The 18,240-nt window shown below is 69.6% G+C and carries 19 protein-coding genes; 9 read left to right on the top strand and 10 right to left on the bottom strand.

Features of this window, described 5'->3' with window-relative positions:
- Window positions 1-47 precede the first annotated feature (47 nt).
- The gene (locus ACUDCK_RS23075) at window positions 48-833 is read right to left on the bottom strand and encodes an amino acid ABC transporter substrate-binding protein (RefSeq protein ID WP_054500916.1); all 786 of its coding nucleotides are present in this window, start codon (window positions 831-833) and stop codon (window positions 48-50) included.
- A gap of 192 nt (window positions 834-1,025) precedes the next feature.
- Between ACUDCK_RS23075 and ACUDCK_RS23070 the strand changes: the two genes are divergently transcribed.
- Window positions 1,026-2,114: a P1 family peptidase gene (locus ACUDCK_RS23070; RefSeq protein WP_175142603.1), complete on the top strand. Its 1,089-nt coding sequence runs from the start codon at window positions 1,026-1,028 to the stop codon at window positions 2,112-2,114.
- A gap of 142 nt (window positions 2,115-2,256) precedes the next feature.
- Complete coding sequence (trhA, locus tag ACUDCK_RS23065; protein WP_054500917.1) at window positions 2,257-2,880, top strand: PAQR family membrane homeostasis protein TrhA; 624 nt, start codon at window positions 2,257-2,259, stop codon at window positions 2,878-2,880.
- 10 nt (window positions 2,881-2,890) lie between these two features.
- Here the strand turns inward: trhA and ACUDCK_RS23060 are convergent, their stop codons facing one another.
- Window positions 2,891-3,364 carry an Lrp/AsnC family transcriptional regulator gene (locus ACUDCK_RS23060; RefSeq protein WP_006386706.1) on the bottom strand — a complete coding sequence of 158 codons (474 nt, stop codon included), beginning with the start codon at window positions 3,362-3,364 and terminating at the stop codon, window positions 2,891-2,893.
- Window positions 3,365-3,502: 138 nt separating this feature from the next.
- Here ACUDCK_RS23060 and kynU point away from each other — a divergent pair, with 138 nt between their 5' ends.
- Entirely contained in the window at window positions 3,503-4,753 is a 1,251-nt protein-coding gene (gene kynU, locus ACUDCK_RS23055; RefSeq protein ID WP_175142602.1) for a kynureninase, read from the top strand.
- Window positions 4,754-4,811: 58 nt separating this feature from the next.
- Window positions 4,812-6,218 (top strand): amino acid permease, encoded by a 1,407-nt coding sequence (locus ACUDCK_RS23050; RefSeq protein WP_175168355.1) that lies wholly within the window; start codon window positions 4,812-4,814, stop codon window positions 6,216-6,218.
- 12 nt (window positions 6,219-6,230) lie between these two features.
- Here ACUDCK_RS23050 and ACUDCK_RS23045 read toward each other — a convergent pair whose 3' ends face one another.
- Complete coding sequence (locus ACUDCK_RS23045; RefSeq protein WP_116792575.1) at window positions 6,231-7,136, bottom strand: LysR family transcriptional regulator; 906 nt, start codon at window positions 7,134-7,136, stop codon at window positions 6,231-6,233.
- 102 nt (window positions 7,137-7,238) lie between these two features.
- Here ACUDCK_RS23045 and ACUDCK_RS23040 point away from each other — a divergent pair, with 102 nt between their 5' ends.
- Window positions 7,239-8,372 (top strand): threonine synthase, encoded by a 1,134-nt coding sequence (locus ACUDCK_RS23040; RefSeq protein WP_175168356.1) that lies wholly within the window; start codon window positions 7,239-7,241, stop codon window positions 8,370-8,372.
- On the opposite strand, the gene ACUDCK_RS23035 is transcribed toward ACUDCK_RS23040, so the two are convergent.
- Window positions 8,344-9,264, bottom strand: coding sequence for a LysR substrate-binding domain-containing protein (locus ACUDCK_RS23035; RefSeq protein ID WP_175168357.1), 921 nt, complete (start codon window positions 9,262-9,264; stop codon window positions 8,344-8,346). The genes ACUDCK_RS23040 and ACUDCK_RS23035 overlap by 29 nt on opposite strands.
- Window positions 9,265-9,373: 109 nt before the next feature.
- Here ACUDCK_RS23035 and ACUDCK_RS23030 point away from each other — a divergent pair, with 109 nt between their 5' ends.
- Window positions 9,374-10,684 (top strand): SLC13 family permease, encoded by a 1,311-nt coding sequence (locus ACUDCK_RS23030; protein ID WP_116792572.1) that lies wholly within the window; start codon window positions 9,374-9,376, stop codon window positions 10,682-10,684.
- Here the strand turns inward: ACUDCK_RS23030 and ACUDCK_RS23025 are convergent.
- From ACUDCK_RS23025 to ACUDCK_RS23010, 4 genes are all read right to left on the bottom strand, one after another.
- Window positions 10,656-11,084: a VOC family protein gene (locus ACUDCK_RS23025; RefSeq protein WP_054500923.1), complete on the bottom strand. Its 429-nt coding sequence runs from the start codon at window positions 11,082-11,084 to the stop codon at window positions 10,656-10,658. The genes ACUDCK_RS23030 and ACUDCK_RS23025 overlap by 29 nt on opposite strands.
- Before the next feature lie 110 nt (window positions 11,085-11,194).
- Window positions 11,195-11,887, bottom strand: a complete 693-nt coding sequence (locus ACUDCK_RS23020) for a helix-turn-helix transcriptional regulator (RefSeq protein WP_175142599.1) — start codon at window positions 11,885-11,887, stop codon at window positions 11,195-11,197.
- Window positions 11,888-11,975: 88 nt separating this feature from the next.
- Window positions 11,976-12,938, bottom strand: a complete 963-nt coding sequence (locus ACUDCK_RS23015) for a hypothetical protein (protein ID WP_175168358.1) — start codon at window positions 12,936-12,938, stop codon at window positions 11,976-11,978.
- Window positions 12,935-13,948: a tripartite tricarboxylate transporter substrate binding protein gene (locus tag ACUDCK_RS23010; RefSeq protein ID WP_175168359.1), complete on the bottom strand. Its 1,014-nt coding sequence runs from the start codon at window positions 13,946-13,948 to the stop codon at window positions 12,935-12,937. The genes ACUDCK_RS23015 and ACUDCK_RS23010 overlap by 4 nt, the downstream gene beginning before the upstream one ends.
- 156 nt (window positions 13,949-14,104) lie before the next feature.
- Here ACUDCK_RS23010 and ACUDCK_RS23005 point away from each other — a divergent pair, with 156 nt between their 5' ends.
- Window positions 14,105-15,055, top strand: a complete 951-nt coding sequence (locus ACUDCK_RS23005) for a LysR family transcriptional regulator (protein WP_116792568.1) — start codon at window positions 14,105-14,107, stop codon at window positions 15,053-15,055.
- Here the strand turns inward: ACUDCK_RS23005 and ACUDCK_RS23000 are convergent.
- Together ACUDCK_RS23000 and ACUDCK_RS22995 are read right to left on the bottom strand one after the other, a co-directional pair.
- Entirely contained in the window at window positions 15,052-15,912 is an 861-nt protein-coding gene (locus tag ACUDCK_RS23000; protein WP_175168360.1) for a hypothetical protein, read from the bottom strand. The genes ACUDCK_RS23005 and ACUDCK_RS23000 overlap by 4 nt on opposite strands.
- 127 nt (window positions 15,913-16,039) lie before the next feature.
- A complete protein-coding gene (locus ACUDCK_RS22995; RefSeq protein ID WP_175168361.1) occupies window positions 16,040-16,507 on the bottom strand; it encodes a CopD family protein in 468 nt (155 codons plus the stop codon).
- A gap of 209 nt (window positions 16,508-16,716) precedes the next feature.
- Between ACUDCK_RS22995 and ACUDCK_RS22990 the strand changes: the two genes are divergently transcribed.
- The gene (locus ACUDCK_RS22990) at window positions 16,717-17,226 is read left to right on the top strand and encodes a sigma-70 family RNA polymerase sigma factor (RefSeq protein ID WP_081273468.1); all 510 of its coding nucleotides are present in this window, start codon (window positions 16,717-16,719) and stop codon (window positions 17,224-17,226) included.
- On the top strand, window positions 17,205-18,206 hold the full coding sequence (locus ACUDCK_RS22985; RefSeq protein WP_054500930.1) for a FecR domain-containing protein: 1,002 nt from the start codon (window positions 17,205-17,207) through the stop codon (window positions 18,204-18,206). The genes ACUDCK_RS22990 and ACUDCK_RS22985 overlap by 22 nt, the downstream gene beginning before the upstream one ends.
- Window positions 18,207-18,240: the final 34 nt, after the last annotated feature.

The raw sequence follows: 18,240 nt of genomic DNA, 5'->3' as shown, positions 1-18,240 counted from the left end.
GGCAGGACGTTGTGCAGCCAGGCGGGGAGCGTCATGGAGCGGGCCGCTTATTGCTGCGCCGACAGGTCCGTGCCGAAGTACTTGACCGAGATGGCCTTGTAGGTGCCGTCGGCCTTGATATCGGCCAGCGCCTTGTTGATGGCGGCGACCAGTTCGGGATTGTTCTTGCGCAGCAGCACGCCGGAGTTGCTGAATTCGGCGGCCTTGTCGGTGGCGGCGATCTTGACCTTGGCGTTGGGCTTCTGCTTCTTGAAGTCCAGGAACGACAGGTTGTCGTTGACGGTGGCCTCGACGCGGCCCGAGGTCAGCAGGTCGATGGCTTCGTTAAAGCCTTGCACGGCAACCACTTCCGCGCCATGGCTCTGCGCCAGCTTGCCGAAGTTGCTGGTGAGCGTGTTGGCGGACTTTTTGCCCTTCAGGTCGGCGAACGACTTGATGGTGGTGTTGTCGTCGCGCACGATCAGCACCGCGGCCGACGAGATGTAGGGATCGGAGAAGTCGTACTTGGCGCGGCGCGCGTCGGTGATGCCGACCTGGTTGATGACGGCGTCGTAGCGCTTGGCGTCGAGCCCGGCGATCAGGCCGTCCCACTTGCCTTCGACGAATTCGGCCTTGACGCCCAGGCGCTGGGCGATGGCGCGCCCAATGTCGACGTCAAAACCGGTAAGCTGGCCGGAGGCATCGTGGAAGGTGAAGGGAGCGTAGGTGCCTTCGGTGCCGATCTTGAACACGCCGGCGGACTTGATCTGGTCCAGCCCCGACTGGGCGTGGGCGGCGGACAGGGCGGCGACCTGGACCAGGCCGGCGATGAACAACGAGCGCAAGAGTTTCATGGCAATGCTCCACGGATGAGGGATCACTGCGAAAGGGCCGCGCGGATCGCGCCGCCTTCCGGTGTAGCCGCACTCTAACAACGCGCCTATTTTTCCACAAAGCATAAGGAATAGTAAAAATATAGCGGCAAGTCATATGCGGTATTCGCGCCCCGGGCCGCCCGGCCCGGGGTTCATCCAGGTGGTATCCAGATGGAGACAGGCGTGCAACAACAGTGGAACAGGCGGGCGTTCATGATGGCGGCGGCGGGTGTCGCGGCTTGCGCAAGTGTCATGCCGGCGCACGGCGCCAACGGCCTGCGCCGGGTGCCCGGCGGCGGCAGCATCACCGACGTGGCCGGCCTCAAGGTCGGGCACTACACCGACACGCGGCGGCCGACCGGCTGCACGGTCATCATCGCCGAAGCGGGCGCGACCGGCGGCGTGGACGTGCGCGGCGCGGCGCCGGGCACGCGCGAGACCGATCTGCTCAATCCCGTCAACATGGTGGAAAAAGTGCATGCGGTGATGCTGGCCGGCGGCAGCGCCTTTGGCCTGGAGGCGGCCACCGGCGTCATGCGCTACCTGGAAGAACGCAAGATCGGCTTCGACGTGGGCGTGGCGCACGTGCCGATCGTGCCGGCCGCCATCCTGTTCGACCTGGGCGTGGGCGACGCCTCGATCCGGCCCGATGCCGCGGCCGGCTACCAGGCCTGCAAGGCGGCCAGCGCCAAGCCGCCGCAGGAGGGCAACGTCGGCGCCGGCGCCGGGGCGACGGTCGGCAAGCTGTACGGCGCCAAGCGCGCCATGAAGGGCGGCCTGGGCAGCGCCTCGCTGACCGTGGCGGGCGTCACGGTGGGCGCGATCGTCGCGGTCAATGCGGTGGGCGACGTGGTCGATCCGGCCACCGGCCACGTGCTGGCCGGCGCCCGCACCGCCGACGGCAAGATGCTGCTGGACACGCGCGCGGCGATCCTGGCCGGCGACCTGCCGACCTCGATGCGCGAGGGCGCGGCCACCACCATCGGCCTGGTGGCGACCGACGTCAAGCTGACCAAGGCGCAGGCGCAGAAGATGGCGCAGACCGCGCACGACGGCCTGGCCCGCACCATCAACCCGATCCACACCATGCTCGACGGCGACACCGTGTTCGCGCTGGGCACGGGCGTCTCCAACAAGCCCGCCAACATGATGCTGCTGGGCGTGATGGCGGCCGAGGCGATGGCGATCGCGGTGCAGCGCGCCATCCTGGCGGCGCGCGCGCTGGAAGGCTATCCGGCGGCGGTGGATTTCATCGCCTGAGCGGCGCTTTCTTCCGGGTAATGGCGCGCCTGCGGGCAGGAACGCCATTTGCTGCCACCCCGTGTTCGTGCTGACCCCAAGCTGTCATATCGCGCCGGCATGATGGAAAGCGTCGGCGCACCGCCTGCGCGGGAGGGATGGCATGTACGAAGGAGAGCGCTTCAACGGAGCCACGCACCTGGCCGGCCTGGCCTTGGCGGTGGCTGCATCCGGGGCCCTGATCGCGCGGGCCGCGGAATTGAAGGTCGAGTGGCGCCAGACCGTGGCCTGCGCCGTGTTCGCGGCATCCATGATCGCCGTCTATGCATCTTCGGTGCTGTATCACTGCTCGCGCGGGCGCCGCAAGGCGCTGTGGGCCAAGGCCGACCATTGCGCCATCTACCTGCTGATCGCGGGCACCTACACGCCGCTGGCGTTCGTGCCGCCGGAACTGGGCTGGGGCGCCGCCATGGCGGTGGCGATCTGGCTGCTGGCGCTGTACGGCATCGGCCGCGAACTATGGTGGGCGCGCGGGGCCGCGCCAGCCTTGCCGCTCTATCTGGCGATGGGCTGGTTGGGCGTGATGTGCGCCGCGCCCATCGCCGGCGCGCTGTCGGGCGCCGGGCTGGCGTGGCTGCTGGCCGGGGCCGCGCTCTACACGGTGGGCACGGTGTTCTACGCCAACGACAAGCGCTGGCGCCATGCCCACGGCATCTGGCATCTGTTCGTCATGGGCGGATCGGCCTGCCACTTCGTCACGGTGTTCGGTTTCCTGCGCCACGCCTGACGCGGGGCCGTCAGCGCCAGGCCGCCAGTGGCAGCATGCCGCCGCGGTTCTTCACTTTGCGCATGACGATATGCGAACACAGGTCGCGCACGCCCGCGATCTTGCTGAGCTTGTCTTCCACGAACTGCGAGAAGGCCGCCAGGTTGCGGGTGCGCACCGTCAGGATGTAGTTGGAGGCGCCGGTGACGATGCTGGCCTCGGTGATTTCGTCATACAGGGCGATGCCGGCCAGGAATTCCTCGTGCCAGCCGGGCCGCGACTGATCGAGGGACACGTGCACGATGGCTTCCAGCTCGAACCCCAGCCGCTCGGCGTCCAGCACGGCGCGGTAGCCGCGCACGAAGCCGCCTTCCTCCAGCGCCCGCACCCGCCGCAGGCAGGCCGACGGCGACAGGGCCACCTGCTCGGCCAAGTCCTGGTTGCTGAGCTGGCTGTTCTCCTGCAGGCGGTAGAGAATGCGGTGGTCGATGGCGTCCAATTGCATGATGCAATCCAATTCGAAAAAATGGTCTATGGCGCAATTTAATGCGAAATCATAGGGTAAGCCACGCCTCGTTTTGCAAGTATTCGGCTTACTCGCGCTGATAGTATGTAGCCAGCATATTGCCCGAAGGAGCTGTGAATGCATACCCGCGAAAGCTGTGTCGCCGCCGACCGGCAGGACCCCCTGGCGCCGCTGAAAGCGCGTTTCGACCTGCCGCCCGGCGTGCTCTATATGGATGGCAATTCGCTCGGCGTGATGCCGCGCGCCGCCGCCGCGCGCGCCGCCGAGGTCATCACCCAGGAATGGGGCACCGGCCTGATCCGCAGTTGGAACACCGCCGGCTGGTTCGAACTGCCGTCGCGGCTGGGGGACAAGCTGGCCGGCCTGCTCGGCGCGAAAGAGGGCGAACTGGTCATCACCGACACCACCTCGCTGAACATCTTCAAGGCGCTGGCGGCCAGCCTGCGCATCCAGCAGAAGCGCCAGCCCGGGCGCCGCGTGATCCTGTCCGAGCGCGACAACTTCCCCACCGACCTGTACATGATCCAGGGCATGATCGACCTGCTGCAGCAGGGCTACGAGATGCGCCTCATCGACGACGACCTGCCGCTGGCGCGGGCGCTGGACGAGGACGTGGCTGTGGTGCTGCTGTCGCACGTCAACTACCGCAGCGGGCAGATGCACGACATGGCCGCGGTCACGCGCCAGGCGCACGAGCGCGGCGCGCTGGTCATCTGGGACCTGGCGCACGCCGCCGGCGCGGTGCCGGTGGACCTGAACGGCGCCGACGCCGATTACGCCGTGGGCTGCACCTATAAGTACCTGAACGGCGGCCCGGGCTCGCCGGCCTTCATCTGGGTGGCGCCGCGCCACATTCCCGATTTCTGGCAGCCGCTGTCGGGCTGGTGGGGCCACCAGCGGCCGTTCGACATGACGGTCGCCTACGAGCCGGCCGGCGGCATCCGCCGCTACCTGTGCGGCACCCAGCCGATCGTGTCGCTGGCCATGGTCGAATGCGGCCTGGACGTGGCGCGCGACGCCGACATGGCCGAGGTGCGCAGGAAGTCGCTGGCGCTGGGCGACCTGTTCATCGCCCTGGTCGAGGAACGCTGCGCCGGCCATCCGCTGACGCTGGTGACGCCGCGCGACCATGCCGAGCGCGGCAGCCACGTGAGCCTGCGCCACCCGAACGGCTACGAGGTCATGCAGGCGCTGATCGCGCGCGGCCTGATCGGCGACTACCGCGAGCCCGAGGTGCTGCGCTTCGGCCTGACGCCGCTGTACTTCGGCTACGCCGACGTGTGGGACGCGGTCGAGATCCTGAAAGACGTGCTCGACAGCAAGGCCTGGGACAAGCCCGAGTTCAAGCAGCGCTCGGCCGTGACCTGACCTGCCGCGCACCGGCCCGAGCGACATCCAGCAAGAGAGCGCAGTACCGGAGGAGACAATGACACAACAACAAGGATTCGGCAGGATCGCCGAACGCGAGCAGGGGCTCAAGCGCCGCCTGACGTCCGGCCAGATGAGCATGATCGCGATCGGCGGGGCCATCGGCACCGGCCTGTTCCTGGGCAGCAAGTTCGCGATCGGTTTCGCCGGCCCCAGCGTCATCATCAGCTACGCCATCGGCGGACTCATCACGCTGCTGCTGATGGGCTGCCTGGCCGAGATGACGGTGGCGCATTCCACCTCGGGCTCGTTCGGCGCCTACGCCGAGCACTACATCGGCCCGCTGGCCGGCTTCCTGGTGCGCTACGCGTACTGGTCGTGCGTGGTGCTGGCGGTGGGCACCGAGGTCACCGCGGTGGCCGAGTACATGAAGTTCTGGTTCCCGTCGGTGCCCGGCTGGCAATGGGTCTGCCTGTTCTCGGCGGCGCTGATCTTCATCAACGCCATGAGCGTGAAGGCGTTCGGCACCATCGAATACTGGTTCTCGACCATCAAGATCAGCGCCATCGTGGCGTTCATCATCCTGGGCGCCTATGTGGTCTGGGGCAGTCCGCAGTACGGCACGGCGCAGTACACGGCGCACGGCGGCTTCTTCCCCAACGGCGTGTGGGGCATGTGGATCGCGGTGGTCATCTCGATCTTCAGCTACCTGAGCGTGGAGATGATCGCGGTGGCGGCGGGCGAGGCCGAGGACCCCGAGCGCGCGGTGAAGAAGGCGTTCCGCGCCACCATCGTGCGGCTGGTCGTGTTCTACCTGCTGACGCTGGCGCTGATCCTGGCCATCGTGCCGTGGGACCAGGCCGGCAAGGGCGGCAGCCCCTTCGTGACGGTGATGGAAGCGGTGAAGGTGCCGTACGCGGCGGGGGTCATCAACTTCATCGTGCTGGTGGCGGCGCTGTCGGCCATGAACAGCCAGTTGTATATCACCACCCGCATGATGTTCAGCCTGTCGCGCGCCGGCCACGCGCCGGCGGCGCTGGGCAGGCTGACGCGCAGCGGCACGCCGCTGAACGCGTTGCTGCTGTCGACCAGCGGCATCGCCATCGCCACCGTGCTGAACGTGCTGTATCCGGAAACCTCGTTCACGCTGATGATGGCGATCTCGATGTTCGGCGCGCTGTTCACGTGGATGATGATCTTCGTCACGCACTACTTCTTCCGCCGCCGCTGGGCGCGCGAGGGCGGCGCGGCGCTGTCGTTCCGCATGCCGGGCTTTCCGCTGCTGACGCTGCTGGGCGCGGGCGCGATGCTGGCGATCCTGGTGACGACCTACTTCACCGGCGTGTTCAAGATGACGCTGGTGTTCGGCGTGCCGTTCCTGCTGGTGCTGGCGGCGCTGTATCTGCTGCTGTTCCGCAAGTCCGCGGAGACGGTGGTGTTGCAGGCGCGGCAGCAGCGGTCCTAGCGGCCGCGCCTTTCAAACGGCGCCCGCGCCCTGGCGGATCGCCGCCAGCATGGCGCGGGCGCGCGCCGGCAGCGAGCGCGATCCATACACCGCATGCATCTGCGGCGCCACGCCCCGCGCCGAGGTGGCGGTGTAGCCGGGGCAGACCCGCACCAGCGTGCCGCGGGCGATTTCCGGCGCGGCCGCCCAGTCGGCCAGCCGCGCGATGCCCACGCCCTGCAACGCCAGCGCCATCAGGCCGCTGCTGGTGCTGACCCGCACCGCCGGCTCGGCGTGCATGCGCACGATGCGCTTGTCGCGCCGCAGGTGCCAATCCTTCAACACGCGCGGGCCGGTATGCATGATGAGGCGGTGCCGCGCCAGTTCCTCGGGTTCGCGCGGCAGGCCCATGCACGCCACGTAGTCCGGGCTGGCGCACAGCAGCCGCTCGTAGGGCCACAGGCGCGCGCCCAGCAGGTCGCTGGACGCCGGGAAGCCGCCGCGGATGGCGAAATCCAGGCCCTCGGCGATCGGGTCGATTGCCTTGTCGGTGTAGTGGATGTCCACCGTGACGCCCGGATGCTCGGCCGCGTAGCGGCGCAGCACGGCCGGCAGCAGGGTCACGCCCAGCAGGTCGGGCGCCGAGAAGCGCAGGCGGCCCTGGTCGCCTTGCTGGGCATCGTGCAAGGCCTCGCGCGCCTGGCTTTCCAGGCGCAGCAGCTCGCGCGCGTATTCGAAGTAGCTTTCGCCTTGCGGCGTCAGCGCCACGCTGCTCTTGCTGCGCAACAGCAACTGCGCGCCGACCTGGCGCTCCAGCGCCTGCACCGCGCGCGTGACGGCGCTGGGCGAGGCGCCCAGCGCGCGCGCCGCCAGCACGAAGCTCTGGCGTTCCGCGACGGCGCAGAACACCTGGTATTCCCATAGGGCGCCACGTTCCATGGTGGTTCTCCATTGCGATTATCGCAACATGATATTGCAACGCCGAGAGCTCGGTCGGACCTAGACTGCGGCCATTCCCGACTTTCTCCAGGTTGACCGCCAATGTCAGATCCCCACTATTTCGATCCCGTCACCGGCGCGCGCCATGCGCTGGACGAGGCCCGCTGGTGTTCCGATGCGCGCACGCCACTGATGATCTCGCCGCTGCCGGGCATCTCGCCCGACGACATCGACCGCCGCGAGCGTTCGCTGTGGCGCTACCGGGCCGCGCTGCCCGGCGCCGTGACCCGGCCGGTGTCGATGGGCGAGGGCGGCACGCCGATGGTCGAGCGCGCGTGGGGCGGGCTGCGGCCGCTCTTCAAGCTGGAATGGTTCAACCCCACCTGCAGCTTCAAGGACCGTGGCGCCGCGGTGATGCTGTCGTGGCTGCGCCAGATCGGCATCGGCGCCATCGCCGAGGACAGTTCGGGCAATGGCGGCGCCGCCATCGCGGCGTATGGCGCGGCGGCGGGCATGGGCGTCACGATCTTCGCGCCGGCCTACACGTCCAGCGCCAAGGTGGCGCAGATCCGCGCGTTCGGCGCCGACGTGCGACTGGTGCAGGGGCCGCGCGAGAACGCCGAGACCGCCGCGATCGAGGCCGCCGAGCGGATCTTCTATGCCAGCCACAACTGGCAGCCTTTCTTCCTCCAGGGCACCAAGTCCATCGCCTACGAGATGTGGGAGGACTTCGGTTTCGAGGCGCCGGACAACGTGGTGATTCCGGCGGGCGCGGGCAGCAACGTGCTGGGCTGCGCCATTGGCTTTGCCGAGCTGCTGGCGGCCGGACAGATCAAGCGCCTGCCGCGCCTGTTCGTGGCCCAGCCGCGGAACTGCTCGCCGGTGGACGCCAGCTTCCATGCCGGGGTCGACACGCCGGTGCCGCGCGAGGTGCTGCCGACGGTGGCCGAGGGCACCGCGATCAAGCGGCCGGTGCGGCTGCGCGAGGTGTTGCAGGCGATCCGCGCCAGCGGCGGTCAGACCGTTGCGGTGCCGGAGGCGGACATCGTTGCCGCCGTGCGCAGGCTGGCGGCAATGGGGCTCTACGCCGAGCCCACCAGCGCCACCGCGGCGGCGGCGCTGGACATGCTGCGCGCGCGTGGCGCGATTCGCGAGACCGAGCGCACCGTGGTGCTGTTGACCGGCACCGGCATCAAGGCCACGCAGTTCATGACGGATCTGTATTCGGCGGCGTGACCGCCGCCGCGTCCGCCAGCAGGTGGTCGAGCAGGCGGCGGGCGCGGGCGCTGAGGGTATTGCGCGACTGCACGCACAGCAGCAGCTCGCGCGCGGCCCAGGCGTCGGACAGCGCCACTGGCGTCACCCTGAGCAACTGGCGCATGCTGTTGGCCGTGGTTTCGGGCACGATGCCCACGCCGACGCCGGCCTCGACCAGCCGGCACATGGCGTCGAAGCTGCGCAACTGCACCCGCAGCTTGATGGGCTTGCCGACCACCAGTGCCTGCCGCGCCAGGAAGCGTTGCAGCGCGCTGCTGCGGTCGAGCCCGACGAAGTCTTCGTCCAGCACGTCGCCGAACGCGACCTCGGCCCGGTCCGCCAGCGCGTGGCCGGCCGGCACGATCAGCACGAAGCGGTCGGCGTGGTAGGCGTGGGTCTGCAGGGCGCCGGTGTCGACCGTGCCCGCGACGATGCCGATATCGGCCGAGCCGTCGGCGATGCATTCGACGATCTCGTCGCTCAGCATTTCCTGCAATTCGACGTTGATGCGCGGATGCGCCGCCAGGAAGCCGCTGAGCGCTTCGGGCAGGAAGGCGGTCAGCGCGTTGGTGTTGGACAGCAGGCGCACCGAGCCGCCGAATTCACCGGAGAAGTCGGCCAGGTCGTCGCGCAGGCGGTCGGCCTGGGCCAGCATGACGCGGGCATGGGCGGCCAGCTTCAGGCCGGCCGGGGTGGGGATGACGCCCTGGCGGCGGCGCTCCAGCAGCGGCGCGCCGAGCGAGGCCTCGAGGTTGCGGATGCGGGCGCTGGCGGCGGCCAGCGCCAGGTTGGCGCGGGCGGCGCCGTGGGTGATGCTGCCGGCCTGCACCACGTGCAGGAACAGCGCCAGGTCGGTCAGGTCGAAACGCATGGCGGCGAGCCTACGCGAGGCGCGCAGGCAGCCTCTGCGAATCGCGCATTTTCAGCGCGGGACAGGGTCCGTACACTGCGCCGATCCGTGTTCTCGTGGTGGTTTTTCCATGCATCTTGTCGCCTCCGGTTTTCCGATTCTACCCGCGCTGATCACCGCGATCACGATCGCGTTGTGGGCCTTTTCGCGGCTGCCTGAGTACCTGACGGCGCTGCTGTTCTTCAGCGCCGCCATGATCTTCGCGGCCGCGCCGCGCGAGGTGGTGTTCTCCGGGTTTTCGTCGGCGGCGTTCTGGCTGGTGCTGAGCGGCTATGTGCTGGGGCTGGCGCTGAAGTACACCGGCCTGGCCGACCGCATGGCGGGCGCGCTGTCGCGGCGCCTGTCGGGTTCGTATCCGAAGGTGGTGGCCGGCGTGGTGGCGCTGACCTACCTGCTGGCGTTCGTGATGCCGTCGAACATGGGCCGCATCGCGCTGCTGATGCCGATCGTGCTGGCCTATGCCGACCAGATCGGGCTGGTGGCGGGCCGTCGTGGACGGATTGGCCTGGCGCTGGCGGTGGGCTTCGGCACCTTCCAGTTGTCCACCTCCATCCTGCCGGCCAACGTGCCGAATCTGGTGATGGCCGGCAGCATCGAATCGAGCTATGGCCTGCAGTTGGGTTATCTGCCGTATCTGTGGCTGCATGCGCCGGTGCTGGGCATCCTGAAAGGCGTGGTGCTGGTGGCCTGCATCGCCTGGTTGTTCCGCGATACGCCCGAGACCGCGCCGCCCGCGCCCGCCGCCCAACCCCTGTCGGCGGCGGAAAAGCGCCTGGCCGTGCTGCTGGGGCTGACGTTGCTGGGCTGGGTGACGGACGGCTGGCACGGCGTGTCGCCGGCCTGGATCGGCCTGGGCTCGGCCTGTCTGTGCCTGTTGCCCAAGGTGGGTTTCGTCAGTGGCGAGCAGTTCGGCAAGGAAGTGAATTTCCGCACCGCGATCTACGTGGCGGGCATCCTGGGACTGGCGGCGATGGTGGCCGACAGCGGCCTGGGCGGCATCATCGGCCGCGCCCTGTTGGCCTGGCTGCCGTTGTCGCCCGAGGCGCCGATGCAGAGCTTCTTTTCGCTGGTGGGGCTGTCGGCGGCGCTGAATTTCGTGGTCACGGCCAACGGCGTGCCGGCCCTGTATACGCCGCTGGCCGAGACGCTGGCGCAGGCCTCGGGCTTTTCGCTGATGACGGTGCTGATGGCGCAGGTGGCCGGCTACGCCACCGTCATCATGCCGTACCAGGCCTCGCCCATCGTGGTGGCGATGGGCATGGGCCAGGTGCCGGCGCGCAGCGGCCTGGCGTTGAGCCTGCTGACCGCGCTGGTGTCCTTCGTGGCGCTGGTGCCGCTGGACTACCTGTGGTTCAGGCTCCTGGGAATGCTGGGATCGTGATCAGTTCGTCTTCGACGGCGGCGGTGGTGGGTTCTGGCGCCGGGGCGAACACCCGCAGGCGGTGGCCGTCGGGGTCGAGCGCGACGAAGGTGCGGCCGAAGTCCATGTTGGTGGGGGCCTGCAGGATCGGCAGGCCGCGCAGGCTCCAGTCGAGGTGGCGCTGGTTGAGCGCGTCGGCGTCGGGCACGGTGAAGGCCAGTTCGGTGCAGCCGCCGCGGCCGGCGGCGGCCGGCTCGACGGTGTGGCGCGACCACAGGCCCAGCATCAGGCCGGAGTCGAGCGCGAACAGGGCGAAGGTGGGCGAGCTTTCGACGGGCGGGCGGTTCAGCAGCGCGCTGTAGAACGCCGCGCTGGCCTCGGGCTTGTCGACGTAGAAAATGACGAAGTTCTTGGCGGACATGATGCGCTCCTGGTTGAATGAGCGCCCATCTTAGAGAGCCATGCTGTCAGATTTTGTCAGCAGTCTTCATGCCGATGTCGCACCCGCCGGCGCGCGGCGCACGCCAGGGATCAGCAGGGGGCGCCCTTGGCCGTATTGATGGCGCGCCACTCCTTGAGCAAGGCCTGGCGGCGGCGCGGATAGCGTTGCCCGGCTTCGAGCGTGGCGATGCGGTCGGTGCGGAAATGGCGGAAGTCCTGGCGCAGTTCGCACCAGGCCATGACGATGCGCACGCTGTCGAAAAATCCCAGGGCGAACGGCCAGATGACGCGTTCGGAATCGGCGCCCTTGTCGTCGCGGTAGGTGATGGCGATTTTCTGCTCGCCGCGGATCGCCTGGCGGATCAGCGACAGGTCGACCCGGTCGACCACCGCCCAACTGCTGGGGCCGACCAGCAGCGGAATGGCGTCCAGTTCGTCGCGCAGTTCGCGCGGCAGCACCGCGCTGATCTTGGCCAGCGCGTTGGCGGCGGCCTGGCCCAGGCGCGGATCGGAACGGCCGGCCACCCAGCGGGTGCCCAGCACCAGGGCCTCGATCTCCTCGGTGCTGAACATCAGCGGCGGCAGCATGAAGCCGGGCCGCAGCACGTAGCCGATGCCCGGCTCGCCCTCGATCTCGGCGCCCTGCGCCTGCAGCGTGGCGATGTCGCGGTACAGCGTGCGCAGGCTGACGCCCAGGTCGGCGGCCAGGCGATGGCCGCTGACGGGCAGGCGGTGGCAGCGCAGGGTCTGCAGCAGGTCCAGGAGGCGTTCGGTGCGGGACATGGGAGCGGGCGGGGGCGGGACGGCGTAATGCTGCCATGGAATGGCAGCAGCGGGAAGCCGCGGCCCGCCGTTCTTGATCCGGCCGTCCTTAACCCGGCAGCGCCGCCAGCCAGTCGTGCACCCGCCCGGCCAACTCCAGGCTGTTGCGGTCCATCATCAGCATGTGCGAGTTGCCGCGGATGCCCAGGTCGGGCAGCGACAGCACCGTGACGCTGGCATGGCGCGCCGCGAATTCCCGCACCCGTGCGCGCATCCGCGGCCAGCGCGGATCGGTGTCCATGTGGTCGCCCATCACGACCAGCGTGGGGGTGTCGTAGCGGGCATCGGGCCCGAGGTCCGGGATGCTGGCCGGCTCCAGCGCCACCAGGGCCCGCACCCGCTCGGGCAGGGCGTGGGCGGCGCGGATGCCGAACACGCCGGCCTGCGAATGGCAGACCACGATGGCCGCGCCGATCCGCTCCAGGAAGGCCTGGTAGGCGCGCAGGATGGCGGCATCGGTGTGGACCCAGCGCGGCACCATCTGCGCGGCCAGCGCGTCGAACGCCTCCAGCGGGAATTGCGTGTCCGGGTAGGCGCTGCCGGGGCCGGGCCGGGTGCCCGGGCGGCCGATGCGAAAGCGCGTGTAGCAGTCCTCGCGCGCCTGCACCACCGGCGCGTCGGGCCAGACATGCGGCGCGGCGCCGGCGCGGCCGCGTTCCACCGCGTCGCACAGGTAGGCGTCCCAGCCGCGCCGCAGGAAATAGTGCAGCCAGCCCTGGCGGCCGTCCGGCGTGGTCTCCCAGGCCGCGCCGGTCATGCCGCCGCCATGCCAGAACGCCAGCGGCGGCCGGCCGCTGACCGGCTCCGACAGGAAGTACTGGGCGTACATCTGTTCGACGCGGTAGGTGCCGTTGGGATCCAGCGCCACCGGCTGGCCGCCTTCGGCCATGACCAGCTCGCGTCGCGGCAGGCCGCTGAGCGCCAGGTCGCGGCCGCCGACGTGGAATGCACCCATGTCGCGCAGGCGGATCGGCGCCAGCGCCGCGCCGTCGTCCAGGGCAGCGGCCATCATTCGGCCTTGATGTGGTTGGTCTCGATGACCTGTTTCCACCTGGCCGTTTCGGTGGTGACGAAGCGGCCCAGGTCGGCGCGCGAACCGGCGGCGGTCTCGACGCCCAATTCGCGCATCTTGGCTGCCACCTCGGGCGCCTGCAGCGCCTGGGCGAAGGCGTCGTGCAGCGTGTCCAGCACCGGGGCGGGGGTGCCGGCCGGCGCCATCACGCCGAACCAGGGCGTGATCAGGAAGTCGGGCACGCCGGCCTCGGCGAAGGTCGGCACGTCCGGAATCGCCGGCGCGCGCGCGGCGCTGGCCACGGCCAGGGCGCGCAGCTTGCCGGCGCGGATGTTGGCCAGCGAGGCCGGCAGGTTGTCGAAGTACATGTCGACCTGCCCGCCGAGCAGGTCGGCCGCCACCTGGCCGGCGCCCTTGTAGGGGATGTGGGCCAGGTCGATGCCGGCGCGCTGCTTGAGCAGCTCGGTCGCCAGGTGGGCCGAGCCGCCGATGCCGGAGGAGGCCGAATTGAGCTTGCCGGGGTTGGCGCGCGCATACGCCAGCAGCGCCGGCAGCGTGTCGGCCGGCACCTTGGGATTGACCACCAGCACGCTCGGCACGGTGCCGATCATGGCGACGGGGGCGAAGTCCTTGACGATGTCGTAGGGCGCCGGCTGGTACAGCGACGGCGCCACGGTGCAACCGAACGCGCACATCAGCAGCGTCTGGCCGTCGGGGGCGGCTCGGGCCACCGCCTGCGCGCCGATGTTGCCGCCGGCGCCGGCCCGGTTCTCGACGATCAGCGGCTGGCCGAGGCGCTTGGAAAGGTTGTCGCTGAGCAGGCGCGCCAGGATGTCGGGCGTGCCGCCGGCGGGGAAGGGCACCACCAGCGTGATCGGGCGGCTGGGGAAATCGGCGGGATGGGCCGCCAGCGGCAGGCAGGCGGCCAGCGCCAGCAGGGCGCGGGCGGACCAGCGTGCCAGCACGGGGCGGATGCGCCGGGGCGCGGGAAGGTGGCGGGTGGGGCCCATGGTTGTCTCCGTAGCGGGCGGCCGGGTCGAAACGCCCGGTCCGTGGCGGACTGTAGCCAAGCCGGCCGCGCCTGCCCAATGCCGATGGCGCAAGACTTGCATATCGAATCCGATATGGTTCTTTGCAATCATTCGCTTACGGCATAGCATGGCGCCATGCGCGACGCCCAATCCTTGCCTTTCCTGCGCAGGCTCGACATGAACCTGCTGCTGACCTTCGACGTGCTCATGCGCACGCGCAGCGCCACCGCCAGCTCGCGCCTGCTGCACAAGACCCAGCCGGCCATCAGCCGCGACCTGGCGCGCCTGCGCCTGCGGCTGGAGGACCCGCTGCTGGTGGTGGTGAAGGGACGTTTCGTTCCGACCGAGCGGGCGCTGGAGCTGCACGCGTCGGTGCATGACGCGCTGGCGCAGATCGAGGCCGCGCTGCGCCCGCCCGAGGCCTTCGATCCGGCGCGCGCCGAAGGCGTGGTCAACATCGGCACCGGCGCGCACAGCGAGATCCTGCTGGCCGCGCCGCTGATCGAGCGCCTGCACCGCGCCGCGCCCGGCGTGACGCTGCGCTTCCAGTCGCTGCACGGCGATTTCGCGCCCGACGACCTGGAGGCCGAACGGCTGCACATCGCCATCGGCCTGTTCGGCAAGGTGCCGGCGCGCTTTCACCGCGATGCGCTGCACACCGACCGCCGCGTCTGCGTGCTGTCGGCGCGGCATCCCTGGGCCGCGCGCGGCGCCCTGACGCTGGCCGACCTGGGCGCCATCAAGTGGTTCGCGTTCGAGCAGATGTACGGCCGCGAGACGACCTTCGACCGGCTGCTCAAGCCGGGCGACGGCCGCATGGCGTTCTCGGCCTATCTCTCGGGCTTCGGCGTGGCGCCCTATGTGCTGGTGGACACCGACTACGCCACCACCATGCCGGCCAGCGTGGCGCGGGCGCATTGCCGCCATTTCCCGCTGGCGATGCTGGAGATGCCGGCGCGCCTGCGGCGCATGGAACTGGCGATGGTGTGGGCGCGCCGCCAGCACGCTTCGCCATTGCAGGCGTGGTTGCGCGGCCAGGTGCGCGACGTGCTGCGCGAGCGCCTGGCCGCGGACGGCCCGGCTTAGCGGGCGACCGGCTTGCCGGTGGCCACGTCGATGGCCGAGCCGTCTTCCAGGCTGACGCGGTAGATCTCGCGCAGCACGTTGCCGGCAAAGCCGATCTCGACGATGGACACGTCCTTGAAGGTGGCCTGGATGCCGTCGGGCAGCGCGGCGTTGAATTTGGCGGACTCCTGCTTCATGGCGTCGGCCAGGCGCGCGTCGTACGGCGTCATGCTATAGACCAGCGTGGTGTGCGGGTTGTGGGCGCGCACTTCCTTGCCGTCCTTCATCACGTTGACGCCGCTCACTCCCATGGTCTTGACCAGCTCGCGGCCGGCGTCGGCCATCTTGGCGTAGACCGGGCCGGTCACGCGCGGCAGCGGGCCGTCGCGCAGCGGCGCCAGGGCGGCGGTGGTCACGGTGTTGTAGGCCATCATGGCCTCGAAGCCCGCGCCGCTCTTGACCACGCCCAGGTCCAGCCACCACGGGTGGCCCGCGCCCTTGGCCGCTTCGGTCGGATAGAAGTCCTTGAGCGTCACCTGCAGCGGCGCCGGGGGCTTGGGCAGCGCGCGCAGCATGCGCTGCGGCGTGGCGCTGTCGGCGCTGTGGATGTGGACCACGGTCACGTGCGGGATATTGGGCGTTGCGGCCTCGGTATTCAGGCCCAGCGCGAGCAGGTCCTGCTTGAGCGAGCCGTTGACCTTGGCGTCCAGCACGGCGTTCACTTCCTTGGGCAGGCGGTAGACCACGCCGTAGGTGGTCTTGTGTTCACGGAAGGCGGGCTGCTCCAGCGCGCTGTTGTCGATGGGAGCGGCGAAGGCGGTCGAGAGAGTGGCCAGGGACAGGCCCAGAGCGGCCAGGGGCAAGACGCGTTTGATCATGGATTTTCCTTTTATGTTCAAGACCCGCGAGAGTCCGGTCCAGTGTGGCCACGCCGGATGTACGGCGTATTGCAACAGGGCAAAGAAATCCGATAGGCGGCCAAGCCGTGCCGATGGCTGCGCCCGGCTATAGCAGGAAGACGGCCGCCACGATCAGCAGCCCCAGCACCAGGTTGACGCCGACGCAACGGCGGATGCCCGCCATGGCCTGGCCGCCGCGCGGCCATTCCGAGGCGGCCACCGCCGCGCGCAGGCGCGGATAGAGCGCGGCGCGGATGTAGGCGTAGATGGCCGTCATCACCAGCCCGCCCGCGGCCATCACGGTCCAGGCGCGCGGCATGAAGAAGGCGCCACCGCTGCGCGCGGCCTGGGCCGCTTCCTGGCCGATCATGAGGGCGCCGGTCGCCAGGATCAGCACGATCGCGGCCCCCACCGCGTTAAGGAAGGGGCCGAGCACCGCGTCCATCAGGCGCAGCCGTTGCGGCGGCTCCAGTTGCGCGGCCGCCGGCCGCAGGAAACAGTGGGCGAACAGCATGCCGCCGACCCACAGGATCACGGCCAGCAGGTGGATGAGTTTGAGGGCGCTGTAGAGCATGGTGTCGGGCTTCGGAATGGGCCGCGTCGTCGCAATGCCGACGGCAAGGCCTGGCTGTGGGGACGGCGGCCGCGGGAGCGCGCGCGGCCGAATCTGTCCCCATGATATATCCCCACGACGCCCGGGCGGGCTTCTTGACGCATGCCACGGTTTTGCATTTAGAATGAGATTGATTTTTATTTGTAGTCAAGAAAGTTCGGGAGTCCATCGTGTCCAACCTTGCGCTAGCCTGCGGCGACGCCGTCCATCTGCTCTACCGCGCGCATCATGGATGGCTGCACAACTGGCTGCGGGGCAAGCTGGGCAACTCCTGCGATGCCGCTGACCTGGCGCAGGACACCTTCGTGCGGGTGCTGCGGCATCGGCACGAACTCGACGCGCTGCGCGAGCCGCGCGCCTACCTGACCACCATCGCCAAGCGTCTGGTGCTGAATCATTACCGGCGCCGCTCGATCGAACAGGCCTACCTGGACGCCCTGGCGACCATGCCCGAGGCCATGGCGCCGTCGCCCGAGCAGCGCCTGCTCATCCTCGAAGCGCTGCAGGAAATCGACGAGATGCTGGCCGGCCTGGCGCGCCCGGCGCGACAGGCGTTCCTGATGGCGCAGCTCGAAGGACTCAGCCACATCGAGATCGCCGCGCGGCTGAACGTGTCGGTGCGGTCGGTGCATCGCTACATCGCCAAGGGGTACGAACAATGCATCATGGCGGTGATGTGAGCGTCCAATGGGGCGTGGCGGGCGAGCTGCCCGCCGTCGATCGCCAGGTCGCGCGCGAGGCGGCGCGCTGGCTGCTGCGGCTGAATTCCGAGCACGCCACCGATGCCGACATCCGCGCCTGCCAGCAATGGCGCGCCAGCAAGGCCGAGCATGAACATGCCTGGCAGCGCGCGCAGCGCGTCAACCAGCGCTTCGGCCTGATCCCGGCATCGCTCGGCATGGCGGCGCTGAACCGGCCGGAGTCGGCCGGCCGGCGCGCGGCCCTCAAGACGCTGGCCGCGCTGATCGTGGCTGGGCCGGCGGGCTGGGCCGCCTGGCGCGCCAGCCCGTTCGAATGGACCGCCGACTACCGCAGCGCGACCGGCGAACAGCGCCAGGTGGCGCTCAGCGATGGTTCTTCCATGCGCCTGAACACCGCCAGCGCGGTCGACGTCCTGTACGGCGCCGACCTGCGGCTGGTGCGGCTGCGTGCCGGCGAGATCGCGGTCCACGCGGTGGCCGAAGGCGGGGTCCATCCGCGGCCCTTCGTGGTGCGCACGAGGCAGGGCGATATCCGGGCGCAGGCGGCGCGCTTCTGCGTGCGCGAAGACGGTTCGGCCTGCCGCGTCAGCGTGCAGGAGGGCGGCGTGACGCTGCGCCGCGGCGACGCCAGCCTGGCGCTGACGGCCGGCGAGCAGGCCTGGCTGCGCGACGATGAAGCGCCGCGCATCGAGCCGGCCGATCCGCATGCCGCCGACTGGACGCGCGGCGTGCTGCACGCCAGCGCCTGGCGCCTGGACGCCTTCGCGGCCGAGCTGGGCCGTTACCGCCCCGGTGTGCTGCGCTGCGATCCCGAGGTCGCCGGCCTGCGGATCTCCGGCGCCTTCCAGTTGCGCGATACCGACGCGGTGCTGGCGGCCCTGCCGTCCACGCTGCCGGTGCAGGTGCGTTACCGCAGCGCGTATTGGGTGACGCTCATGCCGCGCGCGGGGCAGGCATGAATCGTCGTTGTTACAAAAAAGCCGGGGCGGGTTG

Source organism: Achromobacter sp. CF-sbj1-Ac2-l (genome assembly GCF_052698165.1).
Note: the sequence above shows the minus strand (reverse complement) of the source record. Positions and strands in the feature narration are given on the sequence as shown.

Excerpts from the sequence above, each read along its gene's own strand:
- ACUDCK_RS23050 (WP_175168355.1), top strand. The coding sequence starts at position 4,812 with ATGACACAACAACAAGGATTCGGCAGGATCGCCGAACGCGAGCAGGGG.
- ACUDCK_RS23025 (WP_054500923.1), bottom strand. The coding sequence starts at position 11,084 with ATGTCCGCCAAGAACTTCGTCATTTTCTACGTCGACAAGCCCGAGGCC.
- ACUDCK_RS22985 (WP_054500930.1), top strand. The coding sequence starts at position 17,205 with ATGCATCATGGCGGTGATGTGAGCGTCCAATGGGGCGTGGCGGGCGAG.
- kynU (WP_175142602.1), top strand. The coding sequence starts at position 3,503 with ATGCATACCCGCGAAAGCTGTGTCGCCGCCGACCGGCAGGACCCCCTG.
- ACUDCK_RS23045 (WP_116792575.1), bottom strand. The coding sequence starts at position 7,136 with ATGGAACGTGGCGCCCTATGGGAATACCAGGTGTTCTGCGCCGTCGCG.
- ACUDCK_RS23030 (WP_116792572.1), top strand. The coding sequence starts at position 9,374 with ATGCATCTTGTCGCCTCCGGTTTTCCGATTCTACCCGCGCTGATCACC.
- ACUDCK_RS23015 (WP_175168358.1), bottom strand. The coding sequence starts at position 12,938 with ATGATGGCCGCTGCCCTGGACGACGGCGCGGCGCTGGCGCCGATCCGC.
- ACUDCK_RS23040 (WP_175168356.1), top strand. The coding sequence starts at position 7,239 with ATGTCAGATCCCCACTATTTCGATCCCGTCACCGGCGCGCGCCATGCG.
- ACUDCK_RS23000 (WP_175168360.1), bottom strand. The coding sequence starts at position 15,912 with ATGATCAAACGCGTCTTGCCCCTGGCCGCTCTGGGCCTGTCCCTGGCC.
- trhA (WP_054500917.1), top strand. The coding sequence starts at position 2,257 with ATGTACGAAGGAGAGCGCTTCAACGGAGCCACGCACCTGGCCGGCCTG.
- ACUDCK_RS23020 (WP_175142599.1), bottom strand. The coding sequence starts at position 11,887 with ATGTCCCGCACCGAACGCCTCCTGGACCTGCTGCAGACCCTGCGCTGC.
- ACUDCK_RS23005 (WP_116792568.1), top strand. The coding sequence starts at position 14,105 with ATGCGCGACGCCCAATCCTTGCCTTTCCTGCGCAGGCTCGACATGAAC.
- ACUDCK_RS22995 (WP_175168361.1), bottom strand. The coding sequence starts at position 16,507 with ATGCTCTACAGCGCCCTCAAACTCATCCACCTGCTGGCCGTGATCCTG.
- ACUDCK_RS23070 (WP_175142603.1), top strand. The coding sequence starts at position 1,026 with ATGGAGACAGGCGTGCAACAACAGTGGAACAGGCGGGCGTTCATGATG.
- ACUDCK_RS23075 (WP_054500916.1), bottom strand. The coding sequence starts at position 833 with ATGAAACTCTTGCGCTCGTTGTTCATCGCCGGCCTGGTCCAGGTCGCC.
- ACUDCK_RS23060 (WP_006386706.1), bottom strand. The coding sequence starts at position 3,364 with ATGCAATTGGACGCCATCGACCACCGCATTCTCTACCGCCTGCAGGAG.
- ACUDCK_RS23035 (WP_175168357.1), bottom strand. The coding sequence starts at position 9,264 with ATGCGTTTCGACCTGACCGACCTGGCGCTGTTCCTGCACGTGGTGCAG.
- ACUDCK_RS23010 (WP_175168359.1), bottom strand. The coding sequence starts at position 13,948 with ATGGGCCCCACCCGCCACCTTCCCGCGCCCCGGCGCATCCGCCCCGTG.